The sequence below is a fragment of the Streptomyces sp. LS-MS-L19 genome, assembly GCF_058382285.1.
Genome location: NZ_JBYCLL010000001.1, coordinates 4,573,038 through 4,588,608 on the forward strand (window position 1 = coordinate 4,573,038; position 15,571 = coordinate 4,588,608).

A 15,571-nucleotide genomic window follows, 5' to 3' on the forward strand; every position below is an offset into this window, starting at 1 on the left:
GGGTCAGCCTGTCACCATGAGGGCATGGAGATCACCATCAGGGACGGCGGACCCGACGACATACCCGTGATCCTCTGCATGCTCGACAGCTGTGTGGAGTGGCTGGTCGGGCAGGGGCGCCCCCGCCAGTGGGGGACGAAGCCGCTGTCGGAGAGCCCGAGGACGGTGGAATCCGTCGCCCGGTACATCGACGAGGGCAGCGCCTTCGTCGCCGAGGCCGACGGGGTACCGGCCGCGACCCTCACCCTCACCGACGCGCCGGGCGCCTACCTCGCGCATCTCCCGCCGCCCGGCGAGCCCGAGCGGTACATCCACTGGCTCGCCTCCGACCGCCGCTTCAAGGGCCACGGCGTCGGCAGCGCCCTGCTCGCGCACGCCGCCGAGCACACCCGGCGCGCGGGTGTCGCCCTGCTGCGGGTGGACTGCTACGCGGGCGACGACCGCGCGCTGGTCGCGTACTACGAGGCCAACGGCTTCACCCCGACGGAGACGTACTCCGCCGGGGCGAACGGCGACTGGCCGGGCCAGGTACTGGCCATGCGCGTCCTGCCGTAGGGCTCGGGCCCCCGGCGTCACAAGCCGTCGTACGGCTCAGGCCGCCGCGGCCAGCTGTTCCTGCGCCTCACGCGGGACGAACCGCACCTGCGGGTGGCCGCGGTTCCAGCCCACCGAGAGCCGCAGGTTGCCGACCCTGGCCAGGACCAGGCCGACCGTCACCGCGGCCGCCGCGGCGATCGCGCCGCCCACCGCGAGGCCGGCCCGGACGCCGTACGCGTCGGTGATCCAGCCGGCGATCGGTGCGCCGATGGGCGAGCCGCCCATGAACACCATCATGTACAGGGACATCACGCGGCCCCGCATGGCCGGGTCCGTGCCCATCTGGACGGAGGTGTTGCCGGTGACGTTGACCGTCATGCCGAACATCCCGATCGGGGCCATGAGCAGCGCGAACAGCCACAGCGAGGGGGCGATCGCGGCCACGATCTCCAGCGTGCCGAAGGCCACCGCGCCCACCACCAGCACCCGCATCTTCGCCGTGCCGCGCCGGGCCGCGAGCAGGGCGCCGGCGAGGGAGCCGACGGCCATCAGGATGTTGAAGAGGCTGTAGGAGCCGGCGCCCGCGTGGAAGACGTCGTCGGCGAAGGCGGAGAGGTAGACGGGGAAGTTGAAGCCGAAGGTGGAGACGAACCCGACCAGGACGATGGTCCAGATCAGCTCGGGGCGTCCGGCCACGTAGTGCAGCCCCTCCCTCAGCTGTCCCTTGCCGCGCGGGGCGCGCTCCACGACGTGCAGCTCACGTGTCCGCATCATCATCAGGCCGATGAGCGGGGCCACGAAGGACAGCCCGTTGGCGAGGAACGCCCAGCCGGTGCCGACGCCGGTGATCATGACGCCCGCGACCGCGGGGCCGACCAGGCGGGCCGACTGGAAGTTCGCGGAGTTCATGCTGACCGCGTTCTGGAGCTGGTCGGGGCCGACCATCTCGGAGACGAAGGTCTGCCGGGCCGGGTTGTCGACGACGGTCGCGAGGCCCACGGCGAACGCGGCGAGGTAGACGTGCCAGACCTCGACGTGACCGGTCAGGGTGAGGACGGCCAGCGCGATGCCGGTGGCGCCCATCGCGGACTGCGTGAACAGCAGCGCGCGGCGCTTGGGCAGCCGGTCGACGAGGACACCGCCGTAGAGGCCGAAGAGCAGCATCGGCAGGAACTGGAGTGCTGTCGTCACGCCGACGGCGGTGGCGGAGCCGGTGAGGCTGAGCACCAGCCAGTCCTGGGCGATGCGCTGCATCCAGGTGCCGATGTTGGAGACGACCTGGCCGAGGAAGAACAGGCGGTAGTTCCTGACCTTCAGGGAGCTGAACATCGAGGACTTGCGGGTTCTGGGGGCGGGCGGGGTGTCGAGGGTGGTCGGTGCGGGTGCGGAGTCTGCTCCGGGTCCCGAACTCAAAAGTGTTCGCCTCCTCTTTGCGGCTTACAGATGTGCGAGCTTCTCCAGCACGGGGGCGGCTTCGCGCAGTTTCGCCCACTCGTCCTCGTCGAGGCCGTCGACCAGGGTGGCCAGGAAGGCGTTCCGCTTGGCGCGGGACTCCGCGAGCATGGCCTCGGCCTGCTCGGTCTTGGTGACGACCTTCTGGCGCCGGTCCTCGGGGTGCGGCTCCAGCCGGACGAGTCCCTTGGCCTCGAGGAGGGCCACGATGCGGGTCATCGACGGCGGCTGGACGTGCTCCTTGCGGGCGAGTTCGCCCGGGGTGGCCTTGCCGCAGATCGAGAGGGTGCCCAGCACCGACATCTCGGTGGGGCTCAGCGACTCGTCGACACGCTGGTGCTTGAGCCGACGGGACAGTCGCATCACGGCGGAGCGAAGGGCGTTCACGGCGGCAGCGTCGTCGCCATGGGTGAGGTCCGGCATCTCTTTAGCGTAACTCATTACTCTCGCTAAACAAGCTGGCGTGCGCGAGGATTCCCGTGACTCCGGCCACGGAAACCCGATCTTCACCCATACGAGTGAGTCGACAGCGGAAAGTGAACGCCGCTCCCCGTCGGCGGCGACCCTCGTGTCCATGGGGACCAGCGTGCTCAGCCTGCGGATAGACGGGGAGCTGCTCGAACGGCTCCGGGACCATGCGGCCAAAAGGGGAATGAGCGTCCAGGACTATGTGATCCGGACGCTCATTCGAGACGACTTCGACGAGCGGTTCCAGACCGCCGTCGACGAGACGGAGAAGTTCTACGGGGTGACGTGAGGGCGGGGCATGTGAGACCCGGTCACGTCAGGCCCAGCGCCGGCATCAGGTAGTAGAAGGCGAAGACGACGGAGACGACGTACATCGCGACCGGGACCTCCTTGGCCCGTCCCGCCGCCAGCCGCAGCACCACGAAGGTGATGAAGCCCATGCCGATGCCGTTGGTGATCGAGTAGGTGAACGGCATCATCACCATCGTCACGAACGCCGGGACGGCGATGGTCCAGTCGGCCCAGTCGATGTCCCGGACGGAGTTGGCCAGGATCATGAAGCCCACCGCGAGCAGCGCGGGGGTCGCCGCCTGGGACGGGACCATCGTGGCGACCGGGGTCAGGAAGAGGGCCACGGCGAAGAGGCCGCCGGTGACCACGTTCGCGAAGCCGGTGCGGGCGCCCTCGCCGACGCCGGCGGTGGACTCCACGAAGGCCGTGGTGGCCGAGGAGGAGCTGGCACCGCCCGCCGCCACCGCGAGGCCGTCCACGAACAGGACCTTGTTGATGCCGGGCATCTGACCCTGGGCGTCGGTGAGCTTGGCCTCGTCGGAGACGCCCATGATCGTGCCCATCGCGTCGAAGAAGCACGACAGCAGGACCGTGAAGACGAAGAGGACGCCGGTCAGCACGCCCACGTGGGAGAAGCCGCCGAAGAGGCTGACCTTGCCGAGCAGGCCGAAGTCGGGGGTGGCGACCGGGTTGCCGGGCCACTTCGGGGTGGTGAGGCCCCAGCTCGGTACGTTGGCGACGGCCTCGATGATCACCGCGAGGACCGTCATGGTGACGATCGAGATGAGGATCGCGCCGGAGACCTTGCGGACGATCAGGGCCAGGGTGAGCAGGGCGCCCAGGATGAAGACGAGCACCGGCCAGCCGTTGAGGTGACCGTCGGCACCGAGCTGGAGCGGGACGGTGGTCTGGGCTGCGTCCGGGATGCGGGAGACGAAACCGGAGTCCACCAGGCCGATCAGCATGATGAACAGGCCGATACCGATGGAGATCGCCTTGCGCAGGCCGAAGGGCACCGCGTTCATCACGCGCTCCCGCAGACCGGTGGCGACCAGCAGCATCACGATGAAGCCCGCGAGCACCACCATGCCCATCGCGTCCGGCCAGGACATCCGGGGCGCGAGCTGGAGCGCGACGACCGAGTTCACACCGAGGCCGGCGGCCAGCGCGATCGGGACGTTGCCGACCACGCCCATGAGGAGCGTGGTGAAGGCGGCGGTCACGGCGGTCGCGGTGACCAGCTGGCCGTTGTCCAGCTGGTGGCCGTACATGTCCTTGGCGCTGCCGAGGATGATCGGGTTGAGCACGATGATGTAGGCCATCGCGAAGAACGTGGCGAACCCGCCCCGGATCTCCCGGGGCAGGGTGCTGCCCCGCTCGGAGATCTTGAAGTAGCGGTCGAGGGCGGTCGGCATTGGATGTTCCTACGAGTGGAATGAGACAAGGTCGGACGCAAACCGTTTCAGTATGAACGTATGAGGCCGGTGGGACCATCTCCGCGCGTAGATGTGATCGCCTCGTAAGCTGTCCCCATGGCCAAATGGACACCCACGCACGAGGCACCGGAGCCCCTGGAGGGCCCGGTGGTCGCCACCATCACCGGCGGCACGATCCTGTGGTTCGTCCTCTTCCTCGTGCAGCTCCCCTTCTACGGCTGGTTCGCCGACCACGGCCACACCTGGTGGCTGTGGACCTGCCTGGCCGGGGGCGGGCTCGGGCTCTACGGGATCTACTTCGTGCGCAGGAGGGACGCCGCGATCAAGCGGGCGGCCGCCGCCGACCCTGCTGCCGAGTGACGAGCGTCCCCTAGTACCAGGGCATCATCGGCCCGGCCCGGTCTCCTCCCCAGGTCGGAACTTCCGGGCACTCGCCGGGTGAAGCCGCAAAACCGCACGTACCGTCGAATGCATGACGCACATCGACGCGGGCGCCGAACTCGCCCCCAGGACGGCCCTGTCCCCGTCGGTCACCGGGCTGACCGCGGCCGAGGTGGCCGAGCGGGTGGCGCGGGGGCAGGTCAACGACGTGCCGGTGCGCAGCAGCCGGTCCCTGGCGGAGATCGTCCGGGCGAACGTCTTCACCCGGTTCAACGCGATCATCGGTGTGCTCTGGCTGGTCATGATGTTCGTGGCGCCCTTCCAGGACAGCCTGTTCGGGTACGTCATCCTCGCCAACACCGGGATCGGCATCATCCAGGAGTGGCGGGCCAAGAAGACCCTCGACTCGCTCGCGGTGATCGGGGAGGCACGGCCGACGGTACGGCGGGACGGGACCGCGACCGAGGTCAGCACCTCGGACATCGTCCTGGACGACCTCATCGAGATCGGGCCCGGCGACAAGGCCGTGGTCGACGGGACGGTCGTGGAGGCCGACGGGCTGGAGATCGACGAGTCCCTGCTGACCGGTGAGGCCGACCCGGTGGTCAAGCGGCCCGGCGACCAGGTGATGTCCGGGAGCTTCGTGGTCGCCGGCGGCGGCGCCTTCCAGGCCACCAAGGTGGGCCGCGAGGCGTACGCCGCCCAGCTCGCCGAGGAGGCCTCGCGGTTCACGCTGGTCCACTCCGAGCTGCGCTCGGGCATCTCCACGATCCTCAAGTACGTGACGTGGATGATGGTTCCGACCGCGATCGGCCTGGTCGTCAGCCAGCTGTTCGTGAAGGACAACGACCTCAAGGACTCCATCGCCCGCACGGTCGGCGGGATCGTGCCGATGGTCCCCGAGGGCCTGGTGCTGCTGACCTCGGTCGCCTTCGCGATCGGCGTGATCCGGCTTGGCCGGAAACAGGTCCTGGTGCAGGAACTCCCGGCCATCGAGGGCCTCGCCCGCGTCGACACGGTCTGCCTCGACAAGACCGGCACCCTCACCGAGGGCGGCATGGACGTCACCGAGGTCCGGCCGCTCCAGGGCGCCGACGCGTCGTACGTACGGAAAGTGCTGGGCGCCCTGGGCGAGTCGGACCCGCGGCCCAACGCCTCGCTCCAGGCGATCATCGACGTCTACCCGGACGTCGAGGAGTGGCGGTGCACCGAGTCCCTGCCCTTCTCCTCCGCCCGCAAGTACAGCGGGGCCACCTTCAGCGAGGGCGACGGCGAGTCCAGTTCGTGGCTGCTGGGCGCGCCGGACGTGCTGCTGGCCGCGGACGACCCGGCCCTGCGGGAGACCGAGCGCCTCAACGAGCAGGGGCTCAGGGTGCTGTTGCTGGCGCGGGCCGCCCGGGACCTCGACGATCCCGAGGTCGCCCGGGGAGCACGGCCCACCGCGCTCGTCGTACTGGAGCAGCGGTTGCGGCCCGACGCGGCCGACACCTTGCGGTACTTCGCCGAGCAGGACGTCCGCGCCAAGGTCATCTCGGGGGACAACGCGGTGTCGGTCGGGGCGGTGGCGGCCAAGCTGGGCCTGGACGGCAGCACGGTGGACGCGCGGCGGCTGCCGGCCGACCCGGACGGGATGGCGGACGCGCTCGACGAGGGCACGGTGTTCGGGCGGGTCACCCCGCAGCAGAAGCGGGACATGGTGGGGGCGCTCCAGTCCCACGGGCACACCGTCGCGATGACCGGCGACGGGGTCAACGACGTGCTCGCCCTCAAGGACGCCGACATCGGGGTGTCCATGGGCTCCGGGTCCGAGGCCACGCGGGCGGTCGCGCAGATCGTGCTGCTGGACAACAGCTTCGCGACGCTGCCGTCGGTGGTGGCGGAGGGCCGGCGGGTGATCGGCAACATCACCCGGGTCGCGACGCTGTTCCTCGTCAAGACCGTCTACTCGGTGCTGCTGGCCGTCCTCGTGGTGTGCTGGCAGGTCGAGTACCCCTTCCTGCCCAGGCACTTGACCCTGCTGTCCACGCTGACGATCGGCGTCCCGGCCTTCTTCCTGGCCCTCGCGCCCAACAAGGAGCGCGCGCAACCGCACTTCGTGCGGCGGGTGATGCGGTACTCGATCCCGGGCGGGGTGGTGGCGGCGATCGCGACCTTCACGACGTATCTGATCGCCCGTCACCACTACACCGGCACGGGCGCGTTGGACGCGGAGACCAGCGCGGCCACCCTGACGCTGTTCCTGATCTCGATGTGGGTCCTCGCGATCATCGCGCGCCCGTACACGTGGTGGCGCATCGCGCTGGTCGCGGCGATGGGCCTCGGCTTCGTGCTGGTCCTGGCCGTGCCGTGGCTCCAGCACTTCTTCGCGCTGAAGCTGGTCGGGGTGACGATGCCGTGGATCGCGGTGGGCATCTCGGTGGTCGCGGCGGCCGTCCTGGAGGTGCTGTGGAGAGTGGTCGACCGCCGCGGTTCCGCTTAGCGCTGGGCTTCAGCCGGGACGGGTGCGTTGTGTGTTGTCCGCCGCGCCGTCGTGGCTTGTCGCGCAGTTCCCCGCGCCCCTATGGGGCGCGGTTTCACCGGACGTCGATGTAGTCCGCCGCCGAGTTGACCGGGGAGGTCGTCGTCGTGCCGGCGAAGGTGTAGCGGAAGTAGCCGTCCGCCGTGGCCTTGACCGTGGTCTTCAGGGCGCCCGTGGTGGAGGACTTGATGGTCTTCACGGTGCTCCAGGTGGTCGCGCCCTTCTTCTTGAACTGGAGCTTCACCGGCTGGGTGGAGTAGCCCGCGTTCTTGTTGGTGTCCCAGTTGGCGCGGGACAGCTTGCCCGTGACGGTGATCGTCTTGCCCTTCTTCACCGGCTCCGGGGAGGCGTCGGTGGTGAGGGTGGCCTTGCGCTGGAGGTGGGTGCTGCCGAGGCCGCCCTGCCAGGTGATCCCGTCACTGGCGTTGACCGCGAGGGCGCCCAGCTTCCAGGTGCCCGCCTCGCTGCTGAACAGGTCGATGCTCGCGTCCGAGGACTTGGGACGGAACTGGATCTTCGCCGAGCACTTGAGGACGGTCTGGGAGGACACCGTGCAGGTGCCAGGACCGTCACCGGCGAGCAGGTCGTCGGAGTTCTCGCCGAGAGTGGCGCCGCGGTAGAGGACGGGCCCGGTCTGGAAGGAGTTCGGGTCCAGGTTCGCGGGCTTGGTCACGGTGTACGTCGCGGAGACGGTGACCTGAGCCGTGGGGCCGACCACGATGTTCTTGCCGCTGTTGACCTTCAGCTGGGAGAAGGTGACGGCGGGCCCGGCCGGTGCGGCCTGCGCGGCCGGCACGGCGAGGGCGGAGAGTGCCACGGCGCCGGAGGCGGCGAGGACGAGGGCGCGTATGCGCATGTGCGTTCCCCATGAGGAGAGAAGTGATCTCGGAGTCTGATGACTCATGGGTGAGATCACTGACTCATGGGGCTGGTTGTACGTGTGAAGCGTGATTTTGTTCGCACATGCGCAACGCTTTACCTCCGGCCGACCTGTGCCGGCCTGTGCCGACTTACTTCACGTCGACGAAGTCACCCGCGGCGTTGACGGCCGGGGTGGTGGAGGTGCCCGCGTAGCTCCAGCGGAAGTAGCCGTCGACCGTGGCCTTGACCGTGGTCTTCAGGTCGCCCTTGGAGTTGGTCTTGACGGTCTTCACCGTGGTGTAGGTGTTGGAGTTCTTCTTGCGGAACTGCAGCTTCACCGGCTGGGTCGAGTACCCGGCGTACTTCCTGGTCTCCCAGTTGGCACGCGTCAGCTTGCCGGTGACGGTGATGGTCTTGCCCTTCTTCACCGGCTCCGGGGCGGCGTTGGCGGTCAGCTTGGAGAGGCGCTGGACCCGGTGCGTGCCGTAGTAGTCGTTCCAGTAGACGGAGCCGACCTCGTCGTTGGCGAGCACGGCCGCCGTGACGTGCCAGGTGCCGGCCAGCGAGTTCATGTACAGGTCACTGCCCGGGACGGCCGTGATGGTGAGCTTGCAGGTCGAGGTCGTGGCGTTGACCGCGGTGCAGGTGGCGACCTCCTCGTTGGGCGGGAGGTAGCCGTCGATGTTGTCGACGTCCTTGCCGTGCCACAGGTCGATGTAGGCGTCCTGGATGCCGGCGGAGTGGCTGGCCGTCAGGGAGACGGTGAACTTCTTGGCGGCGGTGGTGCCGAGGACGATGTCCTTGCCACCGTTGATCGTCACCTTGGAGACGACCGGCAGCTCGTCCGCGGCGGCGGCGGTGCTCATCGCCGACCGGGAGACGCCGAAGCGCTCGGCGGCGGTGGTCTTGTCGATGCCTCCGTCGGCGGCCTGCACGGCCGGCACGGCGAGGGCGGAGAGGGCCAGGGCGCCGGTGACGGCGGCCACGGTGGCACGAATACGCATGTGTTCCCCACGTGAGGTCGGTGAGTCTGAGTGACTCACCGGGTCAGATAAACGAGTGGGGCGAAAGGTTGCACGACTGGTAAGAGTTTTGTGTGAGCCTTTGCCTCTGGCGGAGAGCACGCCGAGCGTGTCCGGGCGTTGACCGGAATCACGCTCGACCTGGAGAACTACGCGTACTTCCTGGAACCCAGCGCCGGTTGAGCCGCTCAGTCGAACCAGCGGTCCCTCGCCAGTTCCTCCGTGCGGGTCGGGTCCTCCAGGAGGGCTGCCACCTCGAAGCGACGGGGCCACTGGCGGGACGCCCAGGCGAGGCCCGCTGCCACGCCCTCCAGGGTCGCGGCGTGCAGGACGCCGTCGCTGGTGAGGCGCCAGTCGATCTCCACGCCGTCGACGACGAGTTCCTCGTGCTCGACGTACGAGGAGGGGGTGCTCGCGCCCAGCAGGACCCGTACCGACTCCGGGACGTCGTGTTCCGTGCCCTCGGAGTCCACCGAACCCGTCACCGACTCGCTCAGGCGGCGCACCTGGAAGAGTTCGGCCAACTCGGCTGCCCGGGACGGGCGGACGGGCAGCAGCGGGACGCCCTCCGTGAAGGGGAGCAGGTCCGGGGAGTCGACGACCACCGCGTCCGCCGCGTCCACGACCTCGACCCGGCCGTCGGTCACGGCCCGCAGCTCGTCGGGGAGGGTGACCTGTTCGGGGTCCAGGTCGGCCAACGCGCCGTAGAGCGCGTGCAGTTGGGCTGCGGTGACCGGCCGGGACGGATCGGCCAGGCGGTCGAGGAGTTCCGCCGCGCCACCCGGCTCCTCCAGCAGCGCGGCCACCGACGTCCGCACCCCGAGCGCCCGCAGCACCTGCTCGTCGTCGAACCCGGTCGCGTCGGCCTCGTCGTACAGGCCGCGCAGCAGCGGGTCACCGCCCGCGGCCAGCAGTCCGGCGGGGCGGCGGCCGTCGAGCACCGGGTTTCCGCGCAGCCACCAGGCGGTGTACGGCCGTACGACCTCGTGCGTGCCGTCCGGCAGCAGGATGCGGACCTGCTGGGTGAGCGCGTCCCGCAGCGGGGGCTGGGCCAGCAGGGCGAGGGCCTGCGGCCACTTGTCCTCGTCGACGAGGTCGAGATCGCGTACGGCGATCAGCTCGGTGGCGACCGGCGGCACCGGGGTGTCCGGGAACCGGTCGAGGATGTCCTCGCACCACACGTCCACGGCGTCCAGCAGCCCGGCGTCGTCCGGTTCGGCGAAGTCGCCCTCGCGGGGCTCCAGTTCGTCGGGGTCGAGGACCACGTCGGTGGCGCGGACCAGCGCGAAGTCGGCGAGCACCCCGCAGGCGGCCAGGGGCTGTTCGCCCCACTTCTCGGCCAGCTCGGCGTCCACGAAGGCGAGTTCGTCCTCACGCATGACCTGGGCGAACGGGCTGCCCGGGAGCACGAGTTCACCGGCCGGGACCAGTTCCCCCTCCTCGTCGGGCAGGGCGAGCGCGCCGAGCCACGGCTCGTCGCCGGGTTCGAGCCCCGCGTCCCGCACCAACGCCAGGACGGCGTCGGCGAGTTCCTCCGCGTCCGGGGTGTCCTCCTCCCAGTTCACGCCCCCGTCGTCGTCCAGGGAGGCGGCCACCGCGGTTCGCACCTGGGGCGTGGTGAGCACCGCGCGCGGTGTCGCGGGCAGCGCGCCCAGCTTCTCCAGGAGCGGGTGCGCGGCGCTCGGGTGGGCGACCTTGAGGCCGAGCCGGGCGAGGATCTCCGGGTCGATCCGGGGCCCGTCCGAGGTGGGCAGCAGCACCTGCCGGGGCCCGATGGTCGTACGGCCGTCGGCGAGCGGCACGGGGAGGCCGGAGAGCCGGTCGGGGTCGACGCCCGCGAGGCTGTCGTAGAGCCGCTGCCACCACTCCGGGTCCTTCTCCAGGCCCGCCAGCCGGTCCACGGCGTCGGTGAGCGGGATCCGCGCCACGCCCAAGGTCCGCAGTTCCACGCGCCGTTCGAGGCCGGCGGGCAGCAGGGTGGGCAGTACCTCGGCGAGCACCCGCACGGTGTCGGCGCCGGCGCCCTCGACGACCTCGGCCTCGCGCGGGCGCAGTGTCTCCGGGAGGTCGTCGGTGGGTTCGAGCGCGGGCGGCAGGAAGGAGGTCCGCGGCAGCCGCTCCAGGACCGCCTGGCGCAGGGCGCCGTCCAGTTCGCCCTTGCCGAGCGGTCCGGGCACGAGCCCGATGATGCCCTCGCCCACCGGCCGCCAGTCCGCGAGGAGTCCGGCGTAGGTGTCGGCCGCGCGCTGCACGAGGAAGTCGGTGAGCGCTCCGGGTGCCGTGTGCCGGCGGGTGGTGTCCAGCGGGAACGACGCGATGAGCAGCGCGGGGACACCGAGCGGTTCGTCGCTGGGGGTCGGGGCGTGCACGACGGGGCTGGTGCGGGGGTGCGCGGGGGTGCCGTCGGTGTCGACGGGCACGGCCCAGGTGAGCGCCCAGTGCGGCCGCAGCCGCTCCTCGACGGGCCGGTCGGCGAGCAGTTCGGGGGTGAGCGGCCCGTGCGCGGACGCCGTACGCCACCGGGTCGTGCCGTCGCGGGAATCCTCTACGACGGTGAGGACGCCGTCGGTGCGGCGGCTGATCGTGCGGGTGGTGTCCGTCTCGATCACGACCTCCTCGAGCCCGGGCAGGGCGAGGAGGAGGGCGTCGTCGACGGCGTGCAGGAGGCGCTCGGCGAGGTCGGCGGCGGCGGGGTCGCGCAGCGGGAGGATGACGACGGTGTCGTAGGGGTCGGGCGCGGTGCCCTCGGCGGCGAACGGCAGCCGCAGCAGCGGGACATGGCCGTCGCGGCGGCGGATCTCGTCGCCGAGGCCGGGGCTGTGGCGGGCGGTGTCGGCGGCGTGGTCGCGGGCCTCGGCCAGCGACCAGCGGACCCCGCCGTGCCGACCGACGACGGCGGGCTCGTCGGTGACGGCGAGCACGGCGGCGAAGCCGACGCCGAAGCGGCCGACGGCGCCGACCGCCCCGTCCGTCGAGTCCGTCGCGTCCGGTCCGGTCTGCGGCTCGCGCTTGGCGGAGGCGCGCAGGGTGGAGAGGGACTCGACGCCGGCCGCGTCCAGCGGGGCGCCGGTGTTGGCGGCGAAGAGCACGCCCTCGCGGAGGGTGAGCCGGAGCCTGCCGGGCACCCCGGCGCGGGCCGCCGCGTCGGCCGCGTTCTGCGCGAGCTCGACGACCAGCCGGTCCCGGTACCCGCCGAGGACGAGGTCCTCCTCGGCGTTGGCGTCCTCCCTGAACCGGGCGGGACTGGTGGCCCAGGCGTCCAGCACACCTCGCCTGAGCCGGGCGGTCCCGAACGGGTCGGCACCCTCGGCGGCGGGCCGCACGAACTTGCTCACGTTGACTCTCCTCATCGGCGTGACGTTGAAGGTACCGCGAGGAGGAGAGTGCTTGACCCTGGGTGGGTTCGGGCGGTGAGGCGGGGCCCCGGTGACGGAAGACGGGCGGTGAGGTGGACCACCTCACCGCCCGTCCGCGGGTTCACGCCGACACGGCCTGCCGGATCACGGCTGCCGTGCCGCGCGACTCACCGTGCCGCCGCACGACTGGGTCGCGCCCGGCTCACCGTGCCGCGCGGCCGAAGGCGACGCCCGCTGCCGGGAGACCGCCCGTGCCGGGCTGGTACGTCGTCACCGCGGCGACCGTGCCGCCGGCGGTGACGTTGGACAGGGGCAGCGCGTACAGGGTGCCGTACGAAGACGGACCGTCGGGCAGACCGACGTACAGGCTCGTGCCCGTGTAGTGGAGGCTGCTGCCCAGCCGCTGGCCGGCGCCCGGGGTGCCGGGGATGCCGTCGCCGTCGCCGGCCTCGATCCAGCGGTCGTTGGCGCCGGGGGTGCCCAGCAGGGAGAACGTGCTGATGCCGCCCGCGCTCGCGGTGGTGCCGATGGCCTCGTCCGGGATGCCGACGGCGAGCTTCATCGTCGCGGTGCTGCTGACCGCGCCCGGCGTGGTGTTGACGGCCGCCAGGGCCGCGCCGAAGTGGTCACCGGTCTCGGAGGTGCCGGAGACGTCGTCGTCGCCGGTGCCCGAGGAGTAGTTGTTGAGCTGGGTGTACGTGCCCGCCGCCGTGATCCTGAAGGTCAGCACCAGGCCCGCTCCGGCCTTGGACACGCCGTCGACGTCGAGCGCCTCGCCGGGCGCGCCGACCGCGAGGATCGACTCCGTCGCCGCCGCGGCCCCCGAGGGACGGTAGGGCACCAGGGCGAGGGACTGGCCGAACAGGTCACCGGCCTCGGCGCCGCCGGAGACGGTGTCGAGGTCCTGGTCCAGGCCGAAGCGCGGGGTCGGGCGGTTCTCCGAGTTCAGCGTGTGCGAGAAGACGGCCAGGTTGCCGGCGTCCGCGTCGGAGCCGATGGCGTCGCCGGGCGCCCCGATGGCGATGTGGTTGGAGTCGGCGGCGACACTGGTGCCGAACTCGTCGTTCGCCTCGGCCGCGCCGGTCACCCCGGTGGCTTCCTGGTTGACGGCGATGTTGGTGGTGCCGTGCAGGTAGATCGCGCTGCCGGCCTTGGCGATGGAGCCGAGTGCCTCGCCGGGCACGCCCATCACCACGAACGGCTCGCCCGCCGCGGTGTTCCCGGCGGCCAGCGCGTGGCCCAGGCGGTCGCCGCTCTCGCTGCTGGAGGCGGCCAGCGAGCCGGTGCCCGCGCCCTGCTCGAAGTGGGTGTCCTTCTTGGCGCCGGTGCCGAGACCGCCGGTCGCGCCGTGCAGGATGTCCACCATGCCGGCGTCGGTGGCCGAGTCGACGTCCTCGCCCGGGGTGCCGACGACCAGGTCGGTGCAGCCGTCCTCGTCGTAGTCGACGGTGGCGATGGCCGTGGCGAACGCGTCACCGGCCTCGGCGCCGCCGGAGACCCAGTCGAGGTCCTGGTTGACCTCCAGGACACCCTTGCCGCCGCCGTACACGATCCGCACGAGACCCGCCTTGGCGTCTCCGCCGACCGCGGCCTCGGGGTCGGCGATCGCGATGTCCTGGACGCCGTCGCAGTTGAAGTCGGTGACGCGGGCGGCGGCAGTCCTGGCGCTCACCCAGGAGGCCAGGTCGTCGACGCGGGTGACGATTCCGCCGGTGCGGGTCTCGGCGGAGTCGATGCCGAAGCAACCGCCCTGGTAGGACCGGCTGGTGAGGCCGGCCAGCTGGTGCGTCCCGTTGACCACGCGGGTCACGGGGCCGCCTGCGTCACCGGCACACGCGGCCACCCCGTCCTTGCCGGTGACCGTGGCCGTGGCGGTGGCAGCCGCGTCCACGGAGAGGGCGCCGGTGTGCAGCTTCAGCGGCGCCCACTCGTCCTTCGTGCGGCCGTAGCCGGCGAAGCGCAGTTCCTCGCCCGCGGTGGGAGCGGTGGTGGCGAGGGTGACGGAAGCGACATTGGTGACCGGCCGGTTCAGGCGGGCCAGGACCAGGTCGCGGTCGGTGCGCGGCACCAGCTCCACGACCTGGCGCACCGCGCCGCCGGTGCCGGTGAGGTCGGTGCGACCGATGGTCGCGGTCGTCTTCAGCGCGGGCTTGCCGGCTGGCACCGCCAGGCCGGCGGCCGGGTCGGCGACGAAGCAACTGGCCGCCGTCAGCAGCCAGTCGGTGGCCACGAGGACACCGGAGCAGCCGCGGGTGTTGCCGCCGACGTCGAGCTGCGCGGTGTAGGCGAAGCTGGTGTCGGTCGCGGCGGGACCGGTGCCGGCGGACGCGGGCGCGGCACACAGCGCGAGGGGCCCGGCGATCAGGGCGACAGCCGTCGCGGAGTGTCGAAGGGGCCTGCTGAGTCGCATCACTTGGTGCTCCTGATCTCCACGAGCATGAACTCGCGGCCCTGCTCGTCCGCGCTCTCGCCCACCGCGGTCCAGGCGTTCTTGTCGATGTCGTACGACGTCTGCTCCTCGGCGACGGTCATGTCGACCTCGGTCGAGTAGGCGTTGCCCTTGATGCCGTAGACCGACGGGATCTCCAGGGTCAGCCAGCCCGAGTTGCCGGTGACGCGGAAGCAGATCCTGTCCTGGCTGCGGGCCCAGACCTCCAGCAAGCCGGTCTGGCTCGCGCAGTCGGCGAGGACGATGTGGCCGTCGCCCCGCTTGAGGGTGATGCCCTGCTCCGCCAGGACCTTGTCGGCCCCCGGGTAGTCGTAGTCCTCCACGGCATAGCCGGGGGCCTCGTCGGCCACGGCGGTGGAGGCGTCGCCGGTGGGGGCCGGGGTGCCTGCCATCACGAGCCATGCCAGGGCACCCGCGCCCACGGCGGTGCCCACAATGCGCGCAATCGCGCTACGTGCCTTCATCAAAGTCCTAGTCGTCGGTTCCGTTTGTCGTCCGGAACAAAGAGGCCACGACGGGAGTGAAGGCTGCGCGTAGAACCGGCCCCCCGATACCCCCGTCGAAAAACAAATCAGAGCCCGGCCTTTGGCCGACCTATGCAAACTCATTACTTGACCTTTGTCCAGCTCGTAAATCCACCAAAAGCCCCACAAACGCCTGGCACGCCGTGTGAACTGGGCCACCTCCCGGTGAACATCGTGTGCAAACAGTGCAAACAACTCGATGACATCGATCCCGTCGAAGTGATGGACAAAGCAGGCGGGTTTGCCACCCCGAATTAATTCGGCGACATATCTGTG

Annotated in this window: 12 protein-coding genes; 4 read left to right on the top strand and 8 right to left on the bottom strand. The window is 70.8% G+C overall.

Annotation, left to right across the window (positions count from 1 at the left end):
* The first annotated feature begins 24 nt into the window (after positions 1 to 24).
* Entirely contained in the window at positions 25 to 555 is a 531-nt protein-coding gene (locus AC2XR2_RS20340; protein WP_491515924.1) for a GNAT family N-acetyltransferase, read from the top strand.
* A gap of 36 nt (positions 556 to 591) precedes the next feature.
* Here AC2XR2_RS20340 and AC2XR2_RS20345 read toward each other — a convergent pair whose 3' ends face one another.
* Positions 592 to 1,950: an MFS transporter gene (locus tag AC2XR2_RS20345; protein ID WP_381299657.1), complete on the bottom strand. Its 1,359-nt coding sequence runs from the start codon at positions 1,948 to 1,950 to the stop codon at positions 592 to 594.
* 24 nt (positions 1,951 to 1,974) lie between these two features.
* The gene (locus tag AC2XR2_RS20350) at positions 1,975 to 2,412 is read right to left on the bottom strand and encodes a MarR family winged helix-turn-helix transcriptional regulator (RefSeq protein ID WP_330266122.1); all 438 of its coding nucleotides are present in this window, start codon (positions 2,410 to 2,412) and stop codon (positions 1,975 to 1,977) included.
* Positions 2,413 to 2,557: 145 nt separating this feature from the next.
* Here AC2XR2_RS20350 and AC2XR2_RS20355 point away from each other — a divergent pair, with 145 nt between their 5' ends.
* Positions 2,558 to 2,746, top strand: a complete 189-nt coding sequence (locus tag AC2XR2_RS20355) for a ribbon-helix-helix protein, CopG family (RefSeq protein ID WP_356464371.1) — start codon at positions 2,558 to 2,560, stop codon at positions 2,744 to 2,746.
* A gap of 22 nt (positions 2,747 to 2,768) precedes the next feature.
* On the opposite strand, the gene AC2XR2_RS20360 is transcribed toward AC2XR2_RS20355, so the two are convergent.
* Complete coding sequence (locus AC2XR2_RS20360; RefSeq protein WP_491515925.1) at positions 2,769 to 4,163, bottom strand: NCS2 family permease; 1,395 nt, start codon at positions 4,161 to 4,163, stop codon at positions 2,769 to 2,771.
* A 117-nt stretch (positions 4,164 to 4,280) separates the two neighbouring features.
* On the opposite strand from AC2XR2_RS20360, the gene AC2XR2_RS20365 reads away from it, so the two are divergent.
* A complete protein-coding gene (locus tag AC2XR2_RS20365) occupies positions 4,281 to 4,544 on the top strand; it encodes a DUF2530 domain-containing protein (protein WP_330266120.1) in 264 nt (87 codons plus the stop codon).
* Between the two features lie 112 nt (positions 4,545 to 4,656).
* Entirely contained in the window at positions 4,657 to 7,044 is a 2,388-nt protein-coding gene (locus tag AC2XR2_RS20370) for a cation-translocating P-type ATPase (protein ID WP_491515926.1), read from the top strand.
* A 94-nt stretch (positions 7,045 to 7,138) separates the two neighbouring features.
* Here the strand turns inward: AC2XR2_RS20370 and AC2XR2_RS20375 are convergent, their stop codons facing one another.
* The 5 genes from AC2XR2_RS20375 to AC2XR2_RS20395 form a co-directional block, all read right to left on the bottom strand.
* Positions 7,139 to 7,939, bottom strand: a complete 801-nt coding sequence (locus tag AC2XR2_RS20375; protein ID WP_491515927.1) for a hypothetical protein — start codon at positions 7,937 to 7,939, stop codon at positions 7,139 to 7,141.
* A 154-nt stretch (positions 7,940 to 8,093) separates the two neighbouring features.
* Complete coding sequence (locus tag AC2XR2_RS20380; protein ID WP_381299662.1) at positions 8,094 to 8,948, bottom strand: DUF5707 domain-containing protein; 855 nt, start codon at positions 8,946 to 8,948, stop codon at positions 8,094 to 8,096.
* A 206-nt stretch (positions 8,949 to 9,154) separates the two neighbouring features.
* Complete coding sequence (locus tag AC2XR2_RS20385; RefSeq protein ID WP_491515928.1) at positions 9,155 to 12,301, bottom strand: sacsin N-terminal ATP-binding-like domain-containing protein; 3,147 nt, start codon at positions 12,299 to 12,301, stop codon at positions 9,155 to 9,157.
* Positions 12,302 to 12,524: 223 nt separating this feature from the next.
* Positions 12,525 to 14,732 (bottom strand): trypsin-like serine protease, encoded by a 2,208-nt coding sequence (locus tag AC2XR2_RS20390; RefSeq protein WP_491515929.1) that lies wholly within the window; start codon positions 14,730 to 14,732, stop codon positions 12,525 to 12,527.
* A complete protein-coding gene (locus tag AC2XR2_RS20395) occupies positions 14,732 to 15,235 on the bottom strand; it encodes a hypothetical protein (RefSeq protein WP_449349135.1) in 504 nt (167 codons plus the stop codon). The genes AC2XR2_RS20390 and AC2XR2_RS20395 overlap by 1 nt, the downstream gene beginning before the upstream one ends.
* Positions 15,236 to 15,571: the final 336 nt, after the last annotated feature.

Bases quoted from the DNA above. Each gene is read 5' to 3' on its own strand.
- AC2XR2_RS20340 (WP_491515924.1), top strand. From the start codon at position 25: ATGGAGATCACCATCAGGGACGGCGGACCCGACGACATACCCGTGATC.
- AC2XR2_RS20350 (WP_330266122.1), bottom strand. From the start codon at position 2,412: ATGCCGGACCTCACCCATGGCGACGACGCTGCCGCCGTGAACGCCCTT.
- AC2XR2_RS20360 (WP_491515925.1), bottom strand. From the start codon at position 4,163: ATGCCGACCGCCCTCGACCGCTACTTCAAGATCTCCGAGCGGGGCAGC.
- AC2XR2_RS20365 (WP_330266120.1), top strand. From the start codon at position 4,281: ATGGCCAAATGGACACCCACGCACGAGGCACCGGAGCCCCTGGAGGGC.
- AC2XR2_RS20370 (WP_491515926.1), top strand. From the start codon at position 4,657: ATGACGCACATCGACGCGGGCGCCGAACTCGCCCCCAGGACGGCCCTG.
- AC2XR2_RS20375 (WP_491515927.1), bottom strand. From the start codon at position 7,939: ATGCGCATACGCGCCCTCGTCCTCGCCGCCTCCGGCGCCGTGGCACTC.
- AC2XR2_RS20380 (WP_381299662.1), bottom strand. From the start codon at position 8,948: ATGCGTATTCGTGCCACCGTGGCCGCCGTCACCGGCGCCCTGGCCCTC.
- AC2XR2_RS20390 (WP_491515929.1), bottom strand. From the start codon at position 14,732: ATGCGACTCAGCAGGCCCCTTCGACACTCCGCGACGGCTGTCGCCCTG.
- AC2XR2_RS20395 (WP_449349135.1), bottom strand. From the start codon at position 15,235: ATGAAGGCACGTAGCGCGATTGCGCGCATTGTGGGCACCGCCGTGGGC.